This is a genomic window from Streptomyces sp. NPDC091209 (assembly GCF_044757755.1).
In the GTDB taxonomy this organism is placed as follows: domain Bacteria; phylum Actinomycetota; class Actinomycetes; order Streptomycetales; family Streptomycetaceae; genus Streptomyces.
The window spans coordinates 260,533-277,091 of record NZ_JBIVVR010000003.1; the positions used below are offsets into that span (position 1 = coordinate 260,533).

Sequence of the window (16,559 nt, forward strand, 5' to 3'; positions counted from 1 at the left end):
CGCGCACCGGCACCGCGTCCGCCGCCGCTCATCACGCGGGAGCGAGCAGCTCCGCGTGGTGGCGGGCGGCGACGAGCGGGTGCGCCCGCAGCTTGCCCTTCAGTTCGTTGAAGCCGTACTCGGCGAAGAGCGGATTCGACGGATCGTCGGTGACGCCGGGCGCGGCAGAGGCATGCGGGAAGGGCAGCGGCTCGATCCGCGCGTCGAGGCGCGGGTTGTAGAAGAACGGCACCGAGAACCGCTCCGTGGCCCCGGCCGGGCTCACCACCCGGTGGTTGGTCGCCACGAGATATCCGTTGGTGGCGACCTCCAGGAGCTCGCCCAGGTTGACCACGAAGGCGCCCGGCAGCGGCGGCACGTCGTGGAAGAGACCGTCCTCGCGCTGCACCTGAAGGCCGCCCACCCGATCCTGGAGCAGCAGCGTCAGGAACCCGTAGTCCTTGTGCGCGCCCACGCCCTGGTCGGCGCCGTCGCCCGCGTTCCCCGGATACCGGACCAGCTTCAGATGCGGATGCGCCCGCTCGCCGAAGACCGGGTCGTAGAAACCGGCGGGGCCCCCGACGGCGGTCAGCAGCTCACGCAGCAGCCGCTCGGCGACCGCGCTCAGCCGCTCGATCCAGGCCAGCGCCGCCGTCCGCAGCTCCGGCAGCGCGGCCGGCCACTGGTTCGGCCCCTGGAGCCACCAGTACGCGGGCTCACCGGGACCGGGTGTCCGCGCGGGCCGCTCGGCGCCTATGTCGAGCTGGTCCCGCCAGTCCCGGCTGCCGCCGGTCCGCTCGTCACCCGTCCGTGTGTACCCGCGGAAGTGCGGCGAGCCGGTGTTGTCGAGGGCCAGCCGGTCGGCCTCGGGGAGCGCGAAGAACCGGTGCGCGGCCCGCAGCAGCGCGTTGGTCTCGGTCTCGCTCACCCCGTGCCCGATGAGCTGGAAGAACCCCACGTCGTGGGCGGCGCTGTGCAACTGGGCGTGCAACAGCGCCCGCGCCTGCGGGCCGCGGTCGGCCGCGGAGAGATCGATGATCGGCAGCTGCTGGTACGAGGGGAAGTGCCGCCCGTTCGGGGCAGGCGTGGAAGACGTGTTCGTCGTCATGAGATGCGTCCGCGGGGTGTACGGGTGCCCGGACGGCCGCCAGGGGTGGGGCGGGGGCCACGGGTGCCAGGTGAAGGAGAGCGGTGCGAAGGGGGCTGGGTCAGGCGGAGCGCCGACAGCCCATGCTCGTGACGCGCAGGAAATCCACGTGGCGGCGTCGGACGAGCATCGGAAGCATGGCCACAGCGTACTGCCGCCCCCGCGATCCCTCTGTGACCTGGGTCACTCTCGCCGGGGATCCGTCCGTCGAACGCGAACGACCCGCGAGCTCGGGTCCCTCCGCCTGGCGGCGACGGGGCCGGCCGGACGCACCGGCGAGCTCGCGGGTCGGGTGACTGCGTTGGATTGGGCCGGCTGCATGCACATCACACATGCTGGTCCGGCGCCGAACCGAGTCCGACAACGGGCCGCTAGCCCGCAGCCACCTCGTATGTCCGGGTTTCCGTCATGAGCCGAACCACCTCCTCTCCTACGTGAGGAGCACTCTAGGAAGACATCCCCGGGAGCCTCAAGCGATTTATCGAGGGTGATTTCCGGAGAGCGGTTCTCGGCGAGGCGATGTGCCGAGACGTGTGGGGCGGGGGGCTCCTGGGGCGGGCGGGGCGGAAATCCGGCGTACAGCGATTTCCTCCCATCTTCGGGGAACGAGGTGTGGGCTCGGTCACGTTCGAGTTGAATGGTGACGAGTGAGTGAACTGTCGCGTCGTACACGCGGACGCAGCCTGCAGGGGGTCCAGGTGAGTGCTTCCCGGCGTAGTGGGACCACCGACGAGCTGGGGCCGGACGAGCCCGAGCGGGACGGCTCGGATCTGCTTGCCGCGCTGCTGGACGGCATGGACGCGGCGCTGTGCGCCTTCGACGCCGACAGGGTCCTCACCCACTGGAACCGCGAGGCCGAGCGCATTCTCGGATGGACCGCGGCCGAGGCCGTGGGGCGCCGCGGATTCGCCGGCTGGGCCGTGCGGACCGCGGACGCCGAGGAGGTCGAGGCCCGGCTGATGTCCGCCATGGCGGCCCCCGGCCGCCAGGTCCACGAGTTCGCGCTCCTCACCAAGGACGGCGGCCGGGTGCTCGTCCGCACCCAGTCCGCCGCCGTCCGCGGCCCGGACGGCAAGCCGGCCGGGGTGTACTGCGCCTTCAGCGAGGTGCACACACAGATCGACCTGGAACGCTCGATCGCCCTGAGCGAGGCACTCTTCGAGGACGCCGCCTGGGGCGTGGTGCTGGTCGACGCCGACCTGCGGCCCGCCGTGGTCAACGCGCACGCCGCCCAGGCCCTCGGGACGGGCCGCACCTCCGTCCTCGGCCGGCCCCTGGGCGAGCTGCTCTCCCAGGGCGTCGAGGAACTGGAGAGCGCCCTCACCCACGTCCTGTCCGAAGGCGCGCCGCCGGCTCCCGCGGAGATGTGGGTGAGCGTGCGCACGCCGGAGGGCGAGAAGCGGCGCTGCTGGCTCAGCGGCTTCCTGCGGCTCGCCTCGCCGCTCGCGGAGGAACCCGTACCGCTCGGCGTCGGCTGGCTCTTCCAGGACGTGACCGAGGCCAAGCAGACCGAGCAGGAGGCGGCGCTGCTGCGCTTCCGCGCCAACCAGCTCCACCGCGCCGCGCGGGCCGCGGCCGAGTGCGAGGACCCGGGCGAGGCCGCCGCCGTCCACCTCGACTTCGCCCTCGCCGGCTTCGCCGATCACGCCTTGGTCGACCGGGTGGCCGGGGGCCCGCTCGCGGACGGGGAGCGGCCCGCGCGGCTCGTCCGGACGGTCGCCACGCCCGCCGGGTCGCCCGGACCGAGCCACATCACCGGGAAGGCCGGACTGCCCCTGCGCTACGGGGAGGGGCACCCCGCGCTCCAGTGCGTGGAACGCGCCGGTTCGGTACGGGCCGACGCGGCCGCCGCCGACGCCGAGCAGGCGCGCGAATGGGCCCTCGCCCGTCAGTGGCCGCGGGACTCCGTGCACGCCCTGTGCGCGGTGCTGCGCAGCCGAGGGCGGACGCTGGGAGTCGTGACGTTCCTGCGGAGCGCGGGCCGCAACCGGTTCGAGCGCATGGACGCGATGTACGCGGAGGACGTGGCCGTACGGATCGCGATGGCCCTGGACCTGGAGGAGCTGACGGGGAAGCCCTGAGGACGTCCCCGCGGCCCCCGGAGCCGGTGGACGATCGAGACCACCGGCGCCGGTAGAAGCTCGGTGCGGGTGGGCGGTCGGGATCCTCGGGGCCGGTAGAAGCTCGGTGCGGGTGGGCGGTCGGGTCCCTCGGTGCGGGTGGAGCCTCGGGGCCGGTGGGCGGTCGGGATCCACGGGGCCGGTGGACCCTCCGTGCAGGTGCCGCAGCGCGGTCCTCAGCGCCGGTAGAAGATCCGGTCCCCGTACTCCGTCATGACCCGGCCGTTCCACTCGTGGCCGCCGTCGACGTTGCCCGAGCGGAGCAGGGGCGGTTCGATGCCGCGGTCCGCCAGGGCGCCGGCGGCGGTGGCCATCACGGCCTGCAGCAGGGCCGAGGTGACGACGGTCGAGGCGGGGGCGAAGGGTGCCTCGATGGAGTCCACGGTGAGTTCCGCGTCGCCGACCGGGATCCGCGAGTCGAGAACGAGGTCGCAGTGGTCCTTGAGGTAGGTGCCCGACACATGCCGGGAGGTCGTCTCGGTGGTGTAGGCGACGGAGGTGACGCCGATGACCTTCACCCCCAGGGCGTGGGCGTTCATGGCCATCTCCACCGGGAGCGCGTTGCGCCCGGAGAGCGAGATGATCACCAGCAGATCGCCGGAGCGCAGCGGGCTGGAGTCGAGGACCGCGCTCGCCAGACCGTCGACCCGCTCCAGGGCGGACCCCAGCGTCGCGGGCATGACGTCGACGCCCACCACCCCCGGCACGGCGAGCAGGTTCATCAGGGCGAGGCCGCCCGCACGGTAGACGATGTCCTGCGCGGCGAGAGAGGAGTGCCCGGCGCCGAAGGCGAAGAGCCTCCCGCCGTCGACGACGGTGTCGGCGATCAGGGTCCCGGCCGCCTCGATCTCCCCGGCGTCCTCGTCCCGTACCTGCCGCAGCAGGCCGATCGCGGCGTCGAAGAACTGCCCGGCCAGCTTGCTGTCGCTCATCGGCGAAGCCCCTTAGAAGTCACGTCGGCGTGGACGTCTCGTCGGCGTCGGATCGGTGCGGGGCGGGGGGACGGCTGAACCGGTCGCCCCGGTGCGGCCGTACTCCCGTCGTGTCGCGGATCACGTTGCGGTCTGGACCAGTGCCCTGTCAATACGGCCTCCGGAGGCACCGCCGAACACGGCGGCCGGGGAGCGTGCGGGCCGGTCGGGCCCCGTGTCCGCGGGGATTCCAGGGCAATCGGCACCAAGCGGTTTCAACGGCTAGGCACGGTTGTCAGTGCTATGCGTCAGAATTGAGTTCAGGGCCAGCGCACACGCCGGTGGGCCATCGAGTCTCCGGCAGAGCTAATCGAGGGGCACGAATGTCCGGACTGATCGACACCACGGAGATGTATCTCCGCACCATCCTCGAGCTGGAGGAGGAAGGCGTTGTCCCGATGCGCGCCCGGATCGCGGAGCGGCTCGACCAGAGTGGCCCGACGGTGAGCCAGACCGTGGCGAGGATGGAGCGCGACGGTCTGGTGGCGGTGGCGAGCGACCGGCATCTGGAACTCACCGACGAGGGGCGGCGGCTGGCCACGCGTGTCATGCGCAAGCACCGCCTCGCCGAGTGTCTGCTCGTCGACGTGATCGGCCTGGAGTGGGAGCAGGTGCACGCGGAGGCCTGCCGCTGGGAGCACGTGATGAGCGAGGCGGTGGAGCGGCGCGTGCTGGAGCTGCTGCGCCACCCGACCGAGTCGCCGTACGGAAACCCGATCCCGGGCCTGGAGGAGCTGGGTGAGAAGGACGGCGCGGACCCGTTCCTGGACGAGGGCATGGTGTCGCTGGCCGAGCTGGACCCGGGTCTGGACGGCAAGACCGTGGTCGTACGGCGCATCGGTGAGCCGATCCAGACGGACGCGCAGTTGATGTACACGCTGCGGCGGGCGGGAGTGCAGCCCGGCTCCGTGGTCAGCGTGACCGAGTCGGCCGGCGGGGTCCTCGTGGGCAGCGGCGGCGAGGCCGCGGAGCTGGAGGCCGACGTTGCCTCCCACGTGTTCGTCGCCAAGCGCTGACACCACCGGCGGCCGTACCGGCGGCCACGCCACCGGCAACCCCGCCTCCGGGGACGCGTCCGGTACGGCCACTTCCGGCAAGGCCACTTCCGGTGCGGGCGCTTCCGGCAAGGACACTTCCGCTGCGGGCGCGTCCGGTGCGGCCACTTCCGGTGCGGGCGCGTCCGGTGCGGGCGCGTCCGGTAGGGCCACTTCCGGTGTGGGCGCTTCCGGTACGGCCACTTCCGGTACGGCCACTTCCGGTGCGGGCGCTTCCGGTGCGGGCGCGTCCGGTACGGGCGCTTCCGGTACCGGTTCCTCCGGTATCAGTGCTTCCGGTGGCCGGGCCTCCGGAAGGTGTGCTTCCGTTGGTCGCAGCATCGGTAGTCGCGATTCCGGTAGCCACACTTCCGGAAGGCGCACTTCCGGTAGCCGCGCTTCCGGATTCTGAGCTCTTTCTCCGTCCGCGCTTCCGGTGCCCGCGAGGGGCAGCTCCCGGACGCCGGCCGAGGGGTCGGCGGTCGCTGACCTCGACGTCGGCGTCCGGGCGCTCGCCGGACACCGTGGGGCGCACCCGGTCCGCCGCACCCCAGGCGTGTCAACTGCTGTGACGGCAGAGGCAGTTGTGATGCTTTCGCGACCTGGCCGATACGAAGATTCAGTGTGCGGAATCGCAGCGCCCGGACCGTTTGCGTGCGAGGCTGTCGCGTGAGGCATATGACCTGAGGGCTCTTGACCGTGTCCGAGAGCGATGGTGCGCGGTCGGGGAGGGGGCGTAAGGATGTGCCGCAGATGTGGAGAGGGCCCCGGCGCCATTCGGCGCCGGGGCCTGTCCTCCCCTGTGCTGACCCGGAGCCCCGAGCTCCCAGGGTCATTCCCCTCGGACCGTTTTCCCCGAGCGGTCCGCCTCCCGCAGAAGATCTCCCCCCGCCGACGGCGGTCAATCCTTGCGGGCGGTCACTCGAACGAGGGGTGTTGCGGGCAGAAAGGCCAGTTTCGAAACCCCATTCGATAACGTGGCGATGTGGCGGGAGTACATATAGGGACACCGGGCAGCACAGCAGGAGCAGCGGCAGGAAGCGGTACGAGTGGACCGGCCGGTACGAGCGGGAGCGAGCCGGTCCGAGCGAGCTAGGGGGGTGCCATTACCGATGGTGCGGCGCATCGACGTGACGGGAGCGGGCGGTGTTCGCCTCGCTGCCTGGGAGTTCGCCGATCCTCCCAAGAGCGACCAGCCGAGGGCCTCCGAGGCGCCCGGCGTGCTGTTACTGCACGGTCTCATGGGCCGCGCCTCCCACTGGGCGTCCACCGCCCGCTGGCTCTCCGAGCGGCACCGCGCCGTCGCCCTCGACCAGCGAGGACACGGCCAGAGCGACAAGGCCCCGGAGGCCGAGTACACCCGTGAGGCCTATGTCGAGGACGCCGAGGCGGCCCTCGACCAGCTCGGTCTCGGACCGGCCGTCCTCGTCGGGCACGCCATGGGCGCGCTGACCGGCTGGCAGCTCGCCGCCAAGCGTCCCGATCTCGTCCGCGCCCTGATCATCTGCGACATGCGGGCCTCGGCGCTGGGTGCCGCCTCGCAGCGCGAGTGGGAGGACTGGTTCAAGGCCTGGCCCGTCCCCTTCGCCACCCTCGCCGACGTACGGAAGTGGTTCGGCGAGGACGACCCCTGGGTGGAGCGCCGCAACTCCTCCCGCGGCGAGTTCTACGCCGAGGTGATGCACGAGTCCTCCGACGGCTGGCGCCCGGTCTTCGAGCCGGAACAGATGCTCAAGTCCCGCCAGACATGGGTGTACGACGCCCACTGGGAGGAGCTCGCCCAGGTCCAGTGCCCCGCTCTGGTCGTACGGGGCCTCGACGGCGAGCTCGGCCGGGCGGAGTCCCAGGAGATGGTCCGGGTCCTGCCGCGCGGCCAGTACGCGGAGGTCGCCGACGCCGGCCATCTCGTCCACTACGACCAGCCCGAGGCGTGGCGCGCCGCCATCGAGCCCTTCCTGGACGGCGTGCTCACCGGCTAGGACCCGTCCTGGAACCGGCGCGGCCGGTGCGCGTTCAACCCTTGCTGACCGCCGCCAGGATCTCCGGCAGCCGCTGGGCCGTCCGCGGGGCCGCCAGCCGGAGCCCGAGCAGCGTGATCAGCGCCCCGTAGACGGCCCCCACGGGCAGCAGCAGCCAGCTCCACCGGTCCCCGTCCGCGCTCACGTTCAGCCAGATCGTGAGGGCGATGACGGGGGCGGCGAGCAGGGCGGCCGAGACCATGCCGCCGAAGATGGCGATCCAGGCGAGCCCGGCCTGACCGGGGGCCACGTTCTTGTAGCCCTCCTGGGGGATGGAGTACGGGAAGCGCGCGGAGGACCAGGCGCCGGTCGCCAGCATCGCTCCGAGCAGCGCGAAGGACAGGCCGAGCACCTCGGGCAGCTTCTCCCACGCGCCGAGCAGCCCGCTCGTCACGACGGTCACCAGCGTCGCGTACGGCAGGGTGATCACCAGCAGGGCCAGAGCCCGCCCGCGCAGTTCGACGTACGCGTCGCGGGTCGAGGAGATCGTCAGCGCGACCATCCAGAACGCGGACGTGTCCTGCCCGAACTGGTTGTACATCTGGATCCCGAGCATCCCCGCGGCGAAGCACGCGAAGTAGACCGAGCCGGTGCCCTGGAGCGCGTTGAACACCGGCACGATCAGCCCGATGGCCAGCGAGGTCACCCACGCCGCCTTGGTCTTCGGATCGCGCCACACGTACCGCAGGCTGCGCTCCATGACCGTGCCGGTGCGCCCGGCCGGCAGCAGCCGCGCGAACCCCGACGAGCCGCGCTCCCGGCCGGCGGGCTCCGCGGCCTGCAGCGTGGACCCGTCGGGCGAGGTCATCAGCCGGGTCAGATGACGGGACCAGAGCGCCAGCAGCCCCGCCAGGGCGGCCGCGCACAGCGCGAGCTGGACGATCCCGGCCCCGTACGATCCGCCGCTCACCGAGTCCACGGCGCCGATCGCCGACGCGGGCGGGATCCAGCGCAGGACGTCCGTGACCGGGTCCAGCTTCGACAGTCCGCCCGCCGAACCGAGCCGCTGCGCGCCGAAGTTGACCAGCTGCGCGCCGACCGCGACGACCAGTCCGCTGAGCACCGCCAGATCGCGGCCCTTGCGGCTGGACAGCAGCCGGATGTTGGCGGCCGCGACGGCCCGTGCGAGGGCCACACAGACCAGCAGGGCGAGCGCGAGGGCGACCACCGCCGTCGCGTACGCCGCCGCCCCGTGCGCGACCGCGATCACCGAACCGAGCAGCAGACAGAACGTGAAGAGCGGTCCGACGCCGACCAGCGAGGCGGTCAGCAGCGCCCGGACGAGCGGCCGCGGCCGCAGGGGCAGCATCACCAGCCGCGTCGGATCGAGTGTCTCGTCGCCGCTGGGGAAGAACAGCGGCATCACGGCCCAGCCGAGCGCCAGGACCGCCACGAGCAGGACGCCGACGGCGGTGGCGTGCGCGTTGCCGCGCAGCGCGATCAGACCGATCAACTGGAGCGCGGCGAAGAGCAGGACGAGCACCGTGGACACGATGAACGCGGCCCGCCGCCCGGCCGACTGCCGCAGGCCGTTGCGCAGGAGCGACAGCTTCAGACGTACGACGACGGGGGTGATCGACGCGGCGGAGACGCCGGTGCCGGCGCTCACCGGGGAGCCCCGCCGCCCAGCCAGTCCAGGTCGGCCGTGGTGCCGCGGCCGTGCGCGCCGACCAGTTCCAGGAAGGCCTGCTGGAGCGAGGGCGCGCCGCCGCGTACGTCGGCGAGCGGGCCGTGCGCGCGGATGCGTCCGGCGGCCATGACGGCGACCCAGTCGCACAGCGACTCGACCAGCTCCATCACATGGGAGGAGAAGACGACGGTGGCGCCGGACGCGGTGTACCGCTCCAGGACACCACGGATGATCTGCGCGGAGACCGGGTCGACGCCCTCGAACGGCTCGTCGAGGAAGAGGACTTCGGGGTTGTGGAGGAGTGCGCAGGCCAGACCGATCTTCTTGCGCATGCCGGTCGAGTAGTCGACGACGAGTTTGTGCTGCGCGCCCGCGAGGTCGAGGACGTCGAGGAGCTGGGCGGCCCGCTTGTCGACCTCGGCACCCGGCAGACCCCGCAACCGGCCGGTGTACCCGAGCAGTTCGCGCCCGGAGAGCCGCTCGAAGAGCCGGAGCCCCTCGGGCAGCACGCCGATCCGCGCCTTCACCTCCACCGGGTCGCGCCACACGTCGTGGCCGACGACCTCGACGGTGCCGTCATCGGGCCTGAGCAGCCCGGTCACCATCGAGAGGGTGGTGGTCTTGCCGGCCCCGTTCGGCCCGACCAGCCCGATGAACTGCCCAGCGGGCAGCTCCAGATCGATCCCGGCCACGGCGACCTGCTCCCCGAACCGCTTCCAGAGCCCCCGCACACGTACGGCGGGCACGCCGCCGTCCTTCGCTCCCTCGCTCATACAGGCACCCTAAGCGCCTACGGCCGCCCGCTACCTGTCCCTGCCGGTCTCCGCCGATCTCCACGGAGCCCCGCAGATCGCTGTGCGGCCCTCCGCGGACCTCCACAGATCACCGCGGACCCCCGCGGACCTCCACAGATCACTGCGGACCCCCGCGGCCCTCCACCGATCTCTGCGGACCCTGCGGATCTCTGCGGACCTCCCCGAACCCCCGCGTACCTCTACCGATCCCGTCCGCAGGCGTAGGCCAGCGGCGAGATCAGCTCCTCCGCGTCCGGCAGCCAGCGGTTGGCGGGTGTCGGACGGCAGGCCCACTGCACGGCGCCCCGGGAGCCGAACCGGGTCGGCGGCGCGGCGACGTAGGCTCCCTCGCCGAGCGCGACCAGATCGAGCGAGGCGGGCGTCCAGCCCAGCGTCCTTACCAGATCGGGGACCTTCGCCGCGCCGCCGGGAAGCACGAAGAAGTGCATGCGCCGGTCCGGTGTGCAGGTCACAGGACCGAGGGTGAGCTCCATCCGCTCCATGCGGGCGAGCGCCAGGAACCCGGCCGTCTCGGGCACGTCGATCGCGTCGAACGTACGCCCGGTGGGCAGCAGGATCGACGCCGTCGGCCGCATCGACCAGAGCCGGCGCGCGACGGTCGCGCTGCCCGTCGCCCGGGTCGCCCAGTCCTCGTGCGCAGGATGAGCGCCGGGCGCGGCACAGGCGGGCTCACCGCAGGAGCAGAGCTGCACCCCGCCGACCGATTCCAGCCAGGTGCCGGGGAACACGTCCCAGTGGCGTTCCTCGGCATAGCGCACGGCGGCTTCCTGCAGCGATTCGCCACGCTGCCGGGGGATCTGCGCGAACTCGGTGCCTGCGATGGTCTCTTCCACGTGGATCTCAACTCCGGCGTCCACCTCGGGTTACGGGGGACACGCGCGCGGGGGAGGAGCATCGTTTCCCCGCCTGGGGCGCATGGATGCACGTGTGGGGGCGCGCAGGGGGAACGGCAGCCGGTCATGGGTAATCAGGGGTGGGGTCGGGCAACCGCCCTTACCCCGGCAATCCTCACATGTCCCGCATCTTCGGCATGTCTGCGGGGCATTGATCTTCCTGGCCGGCTTCTTTCGGTGTTCGGCCGTGAGGACACGTCAACTCGGTGCGTGGGCAGGCACCGCAGCCACAGGGGGTACGCCATGGCCGCAAGGTCTCTCATCGCCAGGCAGCCGAACGAGCGACTGCAGGCACTCATCGCGGAAGCGGGCTGCTCGAACGCCGGGCTGGCCCGCCGGGTCAACATGTGCGGAGCCGAGCACGGACTCGATCTGCGCTACGACAAGACCTCCGTCGCGCGCTGGCTGCGCGGTCAGCAGCCGCGGGGACGGGCTCCGGCGATCATCGCCGAGGCGCTCGGCCGCAAGCTCGGCCGGACGGTCACGATCGACGAGATCGGCATGGCCAACGGCAAGAACCTGGCGTCCGGCGTCGGTCTCCAGTTCTCGCCGACGATACTGGGCGCCATCGAGCAGGTCTGCGAGCTGTGGCGCAGCGACGTGGGGCGACGGGACTTCCTGTCCGGGTCGTCCGTCGCCGCCTCCGCCCTCGTCGAGCCGAGCCGCGACTGGCTGATCTCGTCGCCGGACTCGCAGGTCGCCCGTTCGGCGGGCCCGCGCGTCGGGCTCTCGGACGTGGCGGCGGTCCGCGCGATGACCCAGGCCCTCGTCGGCCTCGACCACCAGTACGGCAGCGGGCATGTGCGCCCGGTCGTCGTGCACTACCTGAACAGCGTGGTCTCCGGGCTGCTCGCCGGCTCCTACCGGGAGGCGGTCGGACGCGAACTGTTCGCCGCCGTCTCCCGGCTGACGGAACTCGCGGGCTACATGGCCATCGACACCGGTCAGCCCGGGCTCGCCCAGCGGTACTACATCCAGGCGCTGCGGCTCGCGCAGGCGGCCGGCGACCGCGGGTACGGCGGCTACGTCCTCGCCGCGTCCATGAGCCACCTGGCCGCCCAGCTCGGCAACCCGCGCGAGATCGCGCAGTTGGCGCGCGCGGCCCAGGAAGGGGCGCGCGGGCGGGTGACACCGCGGGCGGAGTCGATGTTCCACGCCGCGGAGGCACGCGGGCACGCGCTGATGGGCGACGCGCGCGCCGCGCAGGTGGCGTCCGGGCGGGCCGTCACGGCGCTGGAGAACGCCGACGAGGCCTCCGGGGACGACCCGACGTGGATCGCGCACTTCGACGAGGCCTATCTGGCCGACGAGTTGGCCCACTGCCACCGGGACCTCGGCCAGGCCGAGGCCGCCGCGCGGTGCGCCGAGGAGTCCCTGGCCGGCCATCCCGAGTCGCGGGCCCGACGCCGGGCGATCGGCTACGTCCTGCTGGCCACGGCACAGGTCCAGCAGCGCGAGGTGGAGCAGGCCTGCCACACCGGCCTGCGCGCCGTCGAACTCCTCGGCACCCTCCGTTCCAACCGCGGCGCCGAGTACCTGGAGGACCTGCAGCAGCGACTGGAGCCGTTCCAGGACGAGGCCGTGGTGCGGGAGTTCGGGGCGCGCATGGAGTTGCAGGCGGCGGCGTGAACGTACGCGTGGGACACGTGGGTTGAGCGTGTGCCGCCCGGAGCGGCCGGACCGGTGCGCGTCCCGCTGGGGGGCGCACACCGCGTGCGCCCCACGCGGACCGGGCTCCGTGCGCGCCAGGCGCGTGCGCTCCGGCGTGAGAGCTTGGCGTGAGGGGCCGGGGAGTCGTCCGGGAGCGGTGACGCGAGCGCGGGGTCCCGGCGCGGGTGTGATCATTTCTGTTCCGCGCCTTCGGGACCCGTGCGTATGAACATATGACCCCTGACGGTGTGAACACCCGGAAAACGAGGGCACTCTGAGCGAGGGAAGTGAAATACAGCGCATTCGGGGGCGGTTTCGTTACCCGTGTCACACGGTGCGAAGGTCACCGCAGGTGCTGCGTAGCAGTGGGTTGTGGGGACCCGGTAGCGTGAGCCGATGATTCCGAAGGTCCCCCATTCGTAGGAGTCCCGGTGACGCAGAGTGGACAGGGCGAGGAGCCCTCGGCGCGGCCCGCGCGCGAAGGCATCGTGCTGCCCTCCGACGGTGGCGAACCGCTGCTGCCGGGTACGACGGGTGACCGCGTGACCCCGGCGGGCGCTCCCGCCTGGGGCGGGCAGTGGGGCCCCGACCGGTCGGCCGCCCCGGCCCCGCAGCCCGGTGACGGCTGGGGTGCGCCGGTGAACGGCACCCAGTCGTGGGGCGCCTCGGCGTCCTCCGAGTCCCAGGGCTGGCCGGCCCCGGACCCGCACGGCGCACAGCAGGCGCAGGGCTTCGCCCAGCAGGGCTCCGGATCCGGACCGCTGCCGCCCGAGAGCGCGCAGTCCTCGGCGTACGGCGCCCAGAACGGCTATGCGCCGGGGGCGCACGGCTCCCACGCGGCCGCCGGATACGAGGGCTACGGCACCTACGGGGCCCCGGAGCAGCAGGGCGTGCCGCTGCCGCCCGGCGGCGAGGACGGGGCGACCCAGTACATTCCTTACATACCGGCCGCGCCGGGTGGCGACGACGGGGCGACCCAGTTCATCCCGCCCGTGGCCGCCGCGCCGGACGACGGTGCGACCCAGTACATACCGCCGGTGGGACCGGGCGCGCTGCCGCCGGAGATCCGGCCCGAGGCCGCTCAGTACCTCGGGCAGACGCCGCAGGGCGGTTCCGGCGGATCGCTGCCGCCCGCCACCGCGTCGGACGCCGACGCCACGCAGTACATCCCGCCCGTGCCCGCGCAGCCCTCCGGGGCCTACGGGATGCAGGCAGGCGGCCCGGAGGAGCGGCAGCCCCCGGCGGAGTTCGACAATCTCTTCCGCAGTGAGCCGGAAATCGCCGGGTCGACGCAGATGCTGCCGCGTATCGACGCGGCCGCGCCGCAGGCCCCGCGCGGGGCGGGCGACATGTACGGCGCGCAGTCCGCGCCGGGTGCGCCCGGCGGCAGGGCCGCCGCACGGCGTGGTGGCCCGTCCGACGGTGACGGGGCGGGCGGGGGCGGCGGCGGGCGCTCACGCGTCCCGGTGATCGCGGCCGTCGGCATCGGCATCATCGTGCTCGGTGTCGGCGCCGGCGCCCTGCTCAGCGGCGGCGGAGGCGGCGGCAACGGCGACACCGGCAAGACGGTGGCCGCGACCGCGCCCGCCACGCAGGGTTCGTCGGCGGCCGCCGGTGACCCGGTGAAGGCGCAGGCCGTCGAGCTGGACAAGCTCCTCGCGGACAGCACCAGCAGCCGTGACTCGGTGATCAGCGCCGTGGCGGACGTGAAGGTGTGCAACAACCTCGACCAGGCGGCCGGCGATCTGCGGGACGCGGCCAAGCAGCGCGGTGAGCTGGTCACCCGGCTCTCCTCCCTCGCGGTCGACAAGCTGCCGAACCACGACGAGCTGGCCGCCGCCCTCACCGACGCCTGGAAGGCCTCCGCGGCCGCGGACAACCACTACGCGGCCTGGGCCGACCAGGTCAAGAACGACAAGAAGGGCTGCCACAAGGGTCACGGCCGCACCACCGGGCAGACCCAGGCGGGGAACGTGGCCAGTGGCACGGCCTCCGCGCAGAAGGAGAAGGCCGCGAGGCTGTGGAACTCCATCGCGTCCAGGTACGGACTGACGCAGCGGACCCGCACCCAGCTCTGACCCGCCCGGCTGTGACCGCCCGGCTGTGTGACCCGCCCGGCTGTGACGCGTACGCGGCTGTGAACCACCCGGCTGTGACCCGCGCCTGGCTGTGACGGCACGAAAGCCCGGCTCCCTCGCTGAACGGCGGGGGAGCCGGGCTTTGTCGTGGTCGCTGTCCTGGTTCCGGGTGGCCGGGGCGGGAGGAGCCCGCCCCGACCGTGGGCGGGTCCGCCCGCGATGTCCGTCCGGCCGACCGGCCGGCTATCCCGCTTGCGCCAGCGTCTTCTCCATATTGATGAACCCGCCTCGCTGCGCCGTCAGTTGACCGTCGCGAATGACCTGGAAGGTGACATCGGTGTTGACGAGGCGCGCGAAGTCGCCGGTCGAGGTCAGGTCGTCGAAGCGCCAACTGAGCGTCGGTGTGAGCCCGCCCGTGGTCACCTTGAGACCGTTGTCGAGCTCGTGTCGGATGGTGAGCGACGAGACCTCGCCCGCGCCGAGCGACTCGATGACCTTCTTCAGCACGGTGTAGGCGATCCAGGTGGTCTGCACTCCGGCGTCGGCCGGATCGATCCGGTTGTCGCCGAAGGCCTGCTCCTTGATCACCTTGCGCATCTCGTTCCAGCGCGCGTCGTTCACGGTCGGGTACCAGCCGGTGACGTACGAGCCCTCGTAGGGGCCCGACTTGCCGCCGGCGGCGTCGATCTGCGACTGGTCGATGCTGCTGATGACGGTGCCGGTGTGCACCTTCGGGTAGTCCGTGCTGTCGCGCCGGAAGGAGTCCATGAAGGTGTTGGTGTGTTCACCGAGCGCGGGGACCACGCAGCCCTGCTCGGTCGCGTCGGAGGTCGCGTGCTGGAGCGCCAGGCGCGTCGGCACGGAGTACTCGGTGGCGTCCTCGGCCGCCCGCTGGTCGGCGACCGGGGCGTGGCCCAGCACCTTCAGGCCGGAGTTGAGCAGCACCGGCAGCTCATCGCCGGCGATGGTGTCGGGACGGATGAGCGAGACAGGACCGCAGTTCTTGCCGAGCTGCTCGCCGAGGCCCGCCAGCAGGGCGGGCTGGCCGCCGTTGACGGGATAGGAGACGGGGCTCGTGAACTCGTCGTCGGTGACGCCGAAGCCCCCGATGTAGGGGATGCCCGCGCTTTCCAGCGGGGACAGGAACGAGCGGCTGTGCTGGCTGTAGGAACCCACGACCGCGACGACCTTCTCGTCGGCCGCCCGCTCGGCGCAGTGCGCGGCGGCGACCGAGTCGTTGTGGTCGTTGCAGGTGAGGACCTCCAGCTTGCGGCCGTTGATGCCGCCGTGGGCGTTGACCCAGCGCGCGTAGGCCTTGGCCAGCGCCGGCATCCCGGGCTTGTTCGTTGCGTTGGTCTTCTCCGGTGCCCAGGTCATTACTTTGACGGGGCCATCCCCGGAGCCCCCCGTGGCACCAGGGATGACCCCGCATCCGACGGCAACCGACGCGCACGCGACCAGCGCGCTCGCGTACAGCAGCTTGGCCTTGCGGGGCCGGGGCGTGGGGGAGGTGGTGCGAGTACGTCGCCTACCGGTCATGGACATGCACGATTCCCCCACACGAAAAACCTTTGTGTGACCCGTGGTCGACACCGGGTGACGTAGAGGTGAATTGCAGGGGCCGATGAACTGTTTTTCACAGGGAACGTACGATCGGTGACCGTGCAAGACTCGGAGAACTCTTCCCGTCGCGGTCGTCGCTCATCCACCATGGGCGGCATGCCACTGAACGACATGCCTTGGTGGCGCTGGCGCAGCAATGTGCGCTCCGCGCTGCACATGCTTTCCGACCCGGCCTTCCAGCGAGACGTCTGGCTCGCCGGCGTCGACGGATACGGCGACGTCACCGACGCGGTGTACCGCCTGGTGGAGGACACCTGGCTGGACAACTGGTCGGCCGAGAAGTACGTGGGCACGATCTTCCGGGACTCCCAGGAGGCGGCCCTCGTGGACAGCGCCGTCCTGCGGGTCCTGCGGATCATGCACCAGGTCGGACCCGACGCGCCCGTCTCCGCCTATCTCGACCACCAGGCGTGGCCCGACGCCCTGCAGGCCGCGCGCGCCGCGCACGTACGGCTGGCGTCGAGCGACGGCGAGGACCCGGACGCGCCGCCGCGCACCCTCGAGGTCCTGCGCATCCTGACGCGGTCGGCCTAGCGGTTCGACCGGCGGCTCGACCCGTGGTTCGACTGACGCGTGGTCCGGTGATCGACCGCGTGGTCGG

General features: G+C 72.2%; 12 protein-coding genes. 6 read left to right on the plus strand and 6 right to left on the minus strand.

The genetic code is table 11. The features are described from left to right. Window positions 1-31: 31 nt before the first annotated feature. Entirely contained in the window at window positions 32-1,087 is a 1,056-nt protein-coding gene (locus tag ACIQRL_RS11355; protein ID WP_401330091.1) for an isopenicillin N synthase family dioxygenase, read from the minus strand. A gap of 737 nt (window positions 1,088-1,824) precedes the next feature. Between ACIQRL_RS11355 and ACIQRL_RS11360 the strand changes: the two genes are divergently transcribed. Continuing rightward, on the plus strand, window positions 1,825-3,207 hold the full coding sequence (locus tag ACIQRL_RS11360; protein WP_401330093.1) for a PAS domain-containing protein: 1,383 nt from the start codon (window positions 1,825-1,827) through the stop codon (window positions 3,205-3,207). A gap of 215 nt (window positions 3,208-3,422) precedes the next feature. Here ACIQRL_RS11360 and ACIQRL_RS11365 read toward each other — a convergent pair whose 3' ends face one another. Beyond that, the gene (locus tag ACIQRL_RS11365) at window positions 3,423-4,178 is read right to left on the minus strand and encodes an SIS domain-containing protein (protein ID WP_401330096.1); all 756 of its coding nucleotides are present in this window, start codon (window positions 4,176-4,178) and stop codon (window positions 3,423-3,425) included. A 362-nt stretch (window positions 4,179-4,540) separates the two neighbouring features. Here ACIQRL_RS11365 and ACIQRL_RS11370 point away from each other — a divergent pair, with 362 nt between their 5' ends. Together ACIQRL_RS11370 and ACIQRL_RS11375 are read left to right on the plus strand one after the other, a co-directional pair. After that, on the plus strand, window positions 4,541-5,233 hold the full coding sequence (locus ACIQRL_RS11370) for a metal-dependent transcriptional regulator (RefSeq protein WP_261701816.1): 693 nt from the start codon (window positions 4,541-4,543) through the stop codon (window positions 5,231-5,233). A gap of 1,130 nt (window positions 5,234-6,363) precedes the next feature. Then, complete coding sequence (locus ACIQRL_RS11375) at window positions 6,364-7,230, plus strand: alpha/beta fold hydrolase (protein WP_401330098.1); 867 nt, start codon at window positions 6,364-6,366, stop codon at window positions 7,228-7,230. 34 nt (window positions 7,231-7,264) lie between these two features. Here ACIQRL_RS11375 and ACIQRL_RS11380 read toward each other — a convergent pair whose 3' ends face one another. The 3 genes from ACIQRL_RS11380 to ACIQRL_RS11390 all read right to left on the minus strand — a co-directional run bounded on the left by ACIQRL_RS11380 (window position 7,265) and on the right by ACIQRL_RS11390 (window position 10,547). Further along, window positions 7,265-8,878, minus strand: coding sequence for a transporter (locus ACIQRL_RS11380; RefSeq protein ID WP_401330101.1), 1,614 nt, complete (start codon window positions 8,876-8,878; stop codon window positions 7,265-7,267). Then, window positions 8,875-9,672 (minus strand): ABC transporter ATP-binding protein, encoded by a 798-nt coding sequence (locus tag ACIQRL_RS11385; RefSeq protein ID WP_401330104.1) that lies wholly within the window; start codon window positions 9,670-9,672, stop codon window positions 8,875-8,877. Before ACIQRL_RS11385 ends, ACIQRL_RS11380 begins: the two co-directional genes overlap by 4 nt. Before the next feature lie 221 nt (window positions 9,673-9,893). Further along, window positions 9,894-10,547: a bifunctional DNA primase/polymerase gene (locus ACIQRL_RS11390; protein WP_401330106.1), complete on the minus strand. Its 654-nt coding sequence runs from the start codon at window positions 10,545-10,547 to the stop codon at window positions 9,894-9,896. Between the two features lie 303 nt (window positions 10,548-10,850). Here ACIQRL_RS11390 and ACIQRL_RS11395 point away from each other — a divergent pair, with 303 nt between their 5' ends. Together ACIQRL_RS11395 and ACIQRL_RS11400 are read left to right on the plus strand one after the other, a co-directional pair. Beyond that, window positions 10,851-12,236, plus strand: a complete 1,386-nt coding sequence (locus ACIQRL_RS11395; protein WP_401330109.1) for a transcriptional regulator — start codon at window positions 10,851-10,853, stop codon at window positions 12,234-12,236. Window positions 12,237-12,688: 452 nt separating this feature from the next. After that, on the plus strand, window positions 12,689-14,335 hold the full coding sequence (locus tag ACIQRL_RS11400) for a hypothetical protein (RefSeq protein WP_401330111.1): 1,647 nt from the start codon (window positions 12,689-12,691) through the stop codon (window positions 14,333-14,335). Window positions 14,336-14,578: 243 nt separating this feature from the next. Here the strand turns inward: ACIQRL_RS11400 and ACIQRL_RS11405 are convergent, their stop codons facing one another. After that, window positions 14,579-15,874 (minus strand): ABC transporter substrate-binding protein, encoded by a 1,296-nt coding sequence (locus ACIQRL_RS11405; RefSeq protein WP_401330113.1) that lies wholly within the window; start codon window positions 15,872-15,874, stop codon window positions 14,579-14,581. Window positions 15,875-15,991: 117 nt separating this feature from the next. Here ACIQRL_RS11405 and ACIQRL_RS11410 point away from each other — a divergent pair, with 117 nt between their 5' ends. Further along, on the plus strand, window positions 15,992-16,492 hold the full coding sequence (locus ACIQRL_RS11410) for a hypothetical protein (RefSeq protein WP_351859976.1): 501 nt from the start codon (window positions 15,992-15,994) through the stop codon (window positions 16,490-16,492). Window positions 16,493-16,559: the final 67 nt, after the last annotated feature.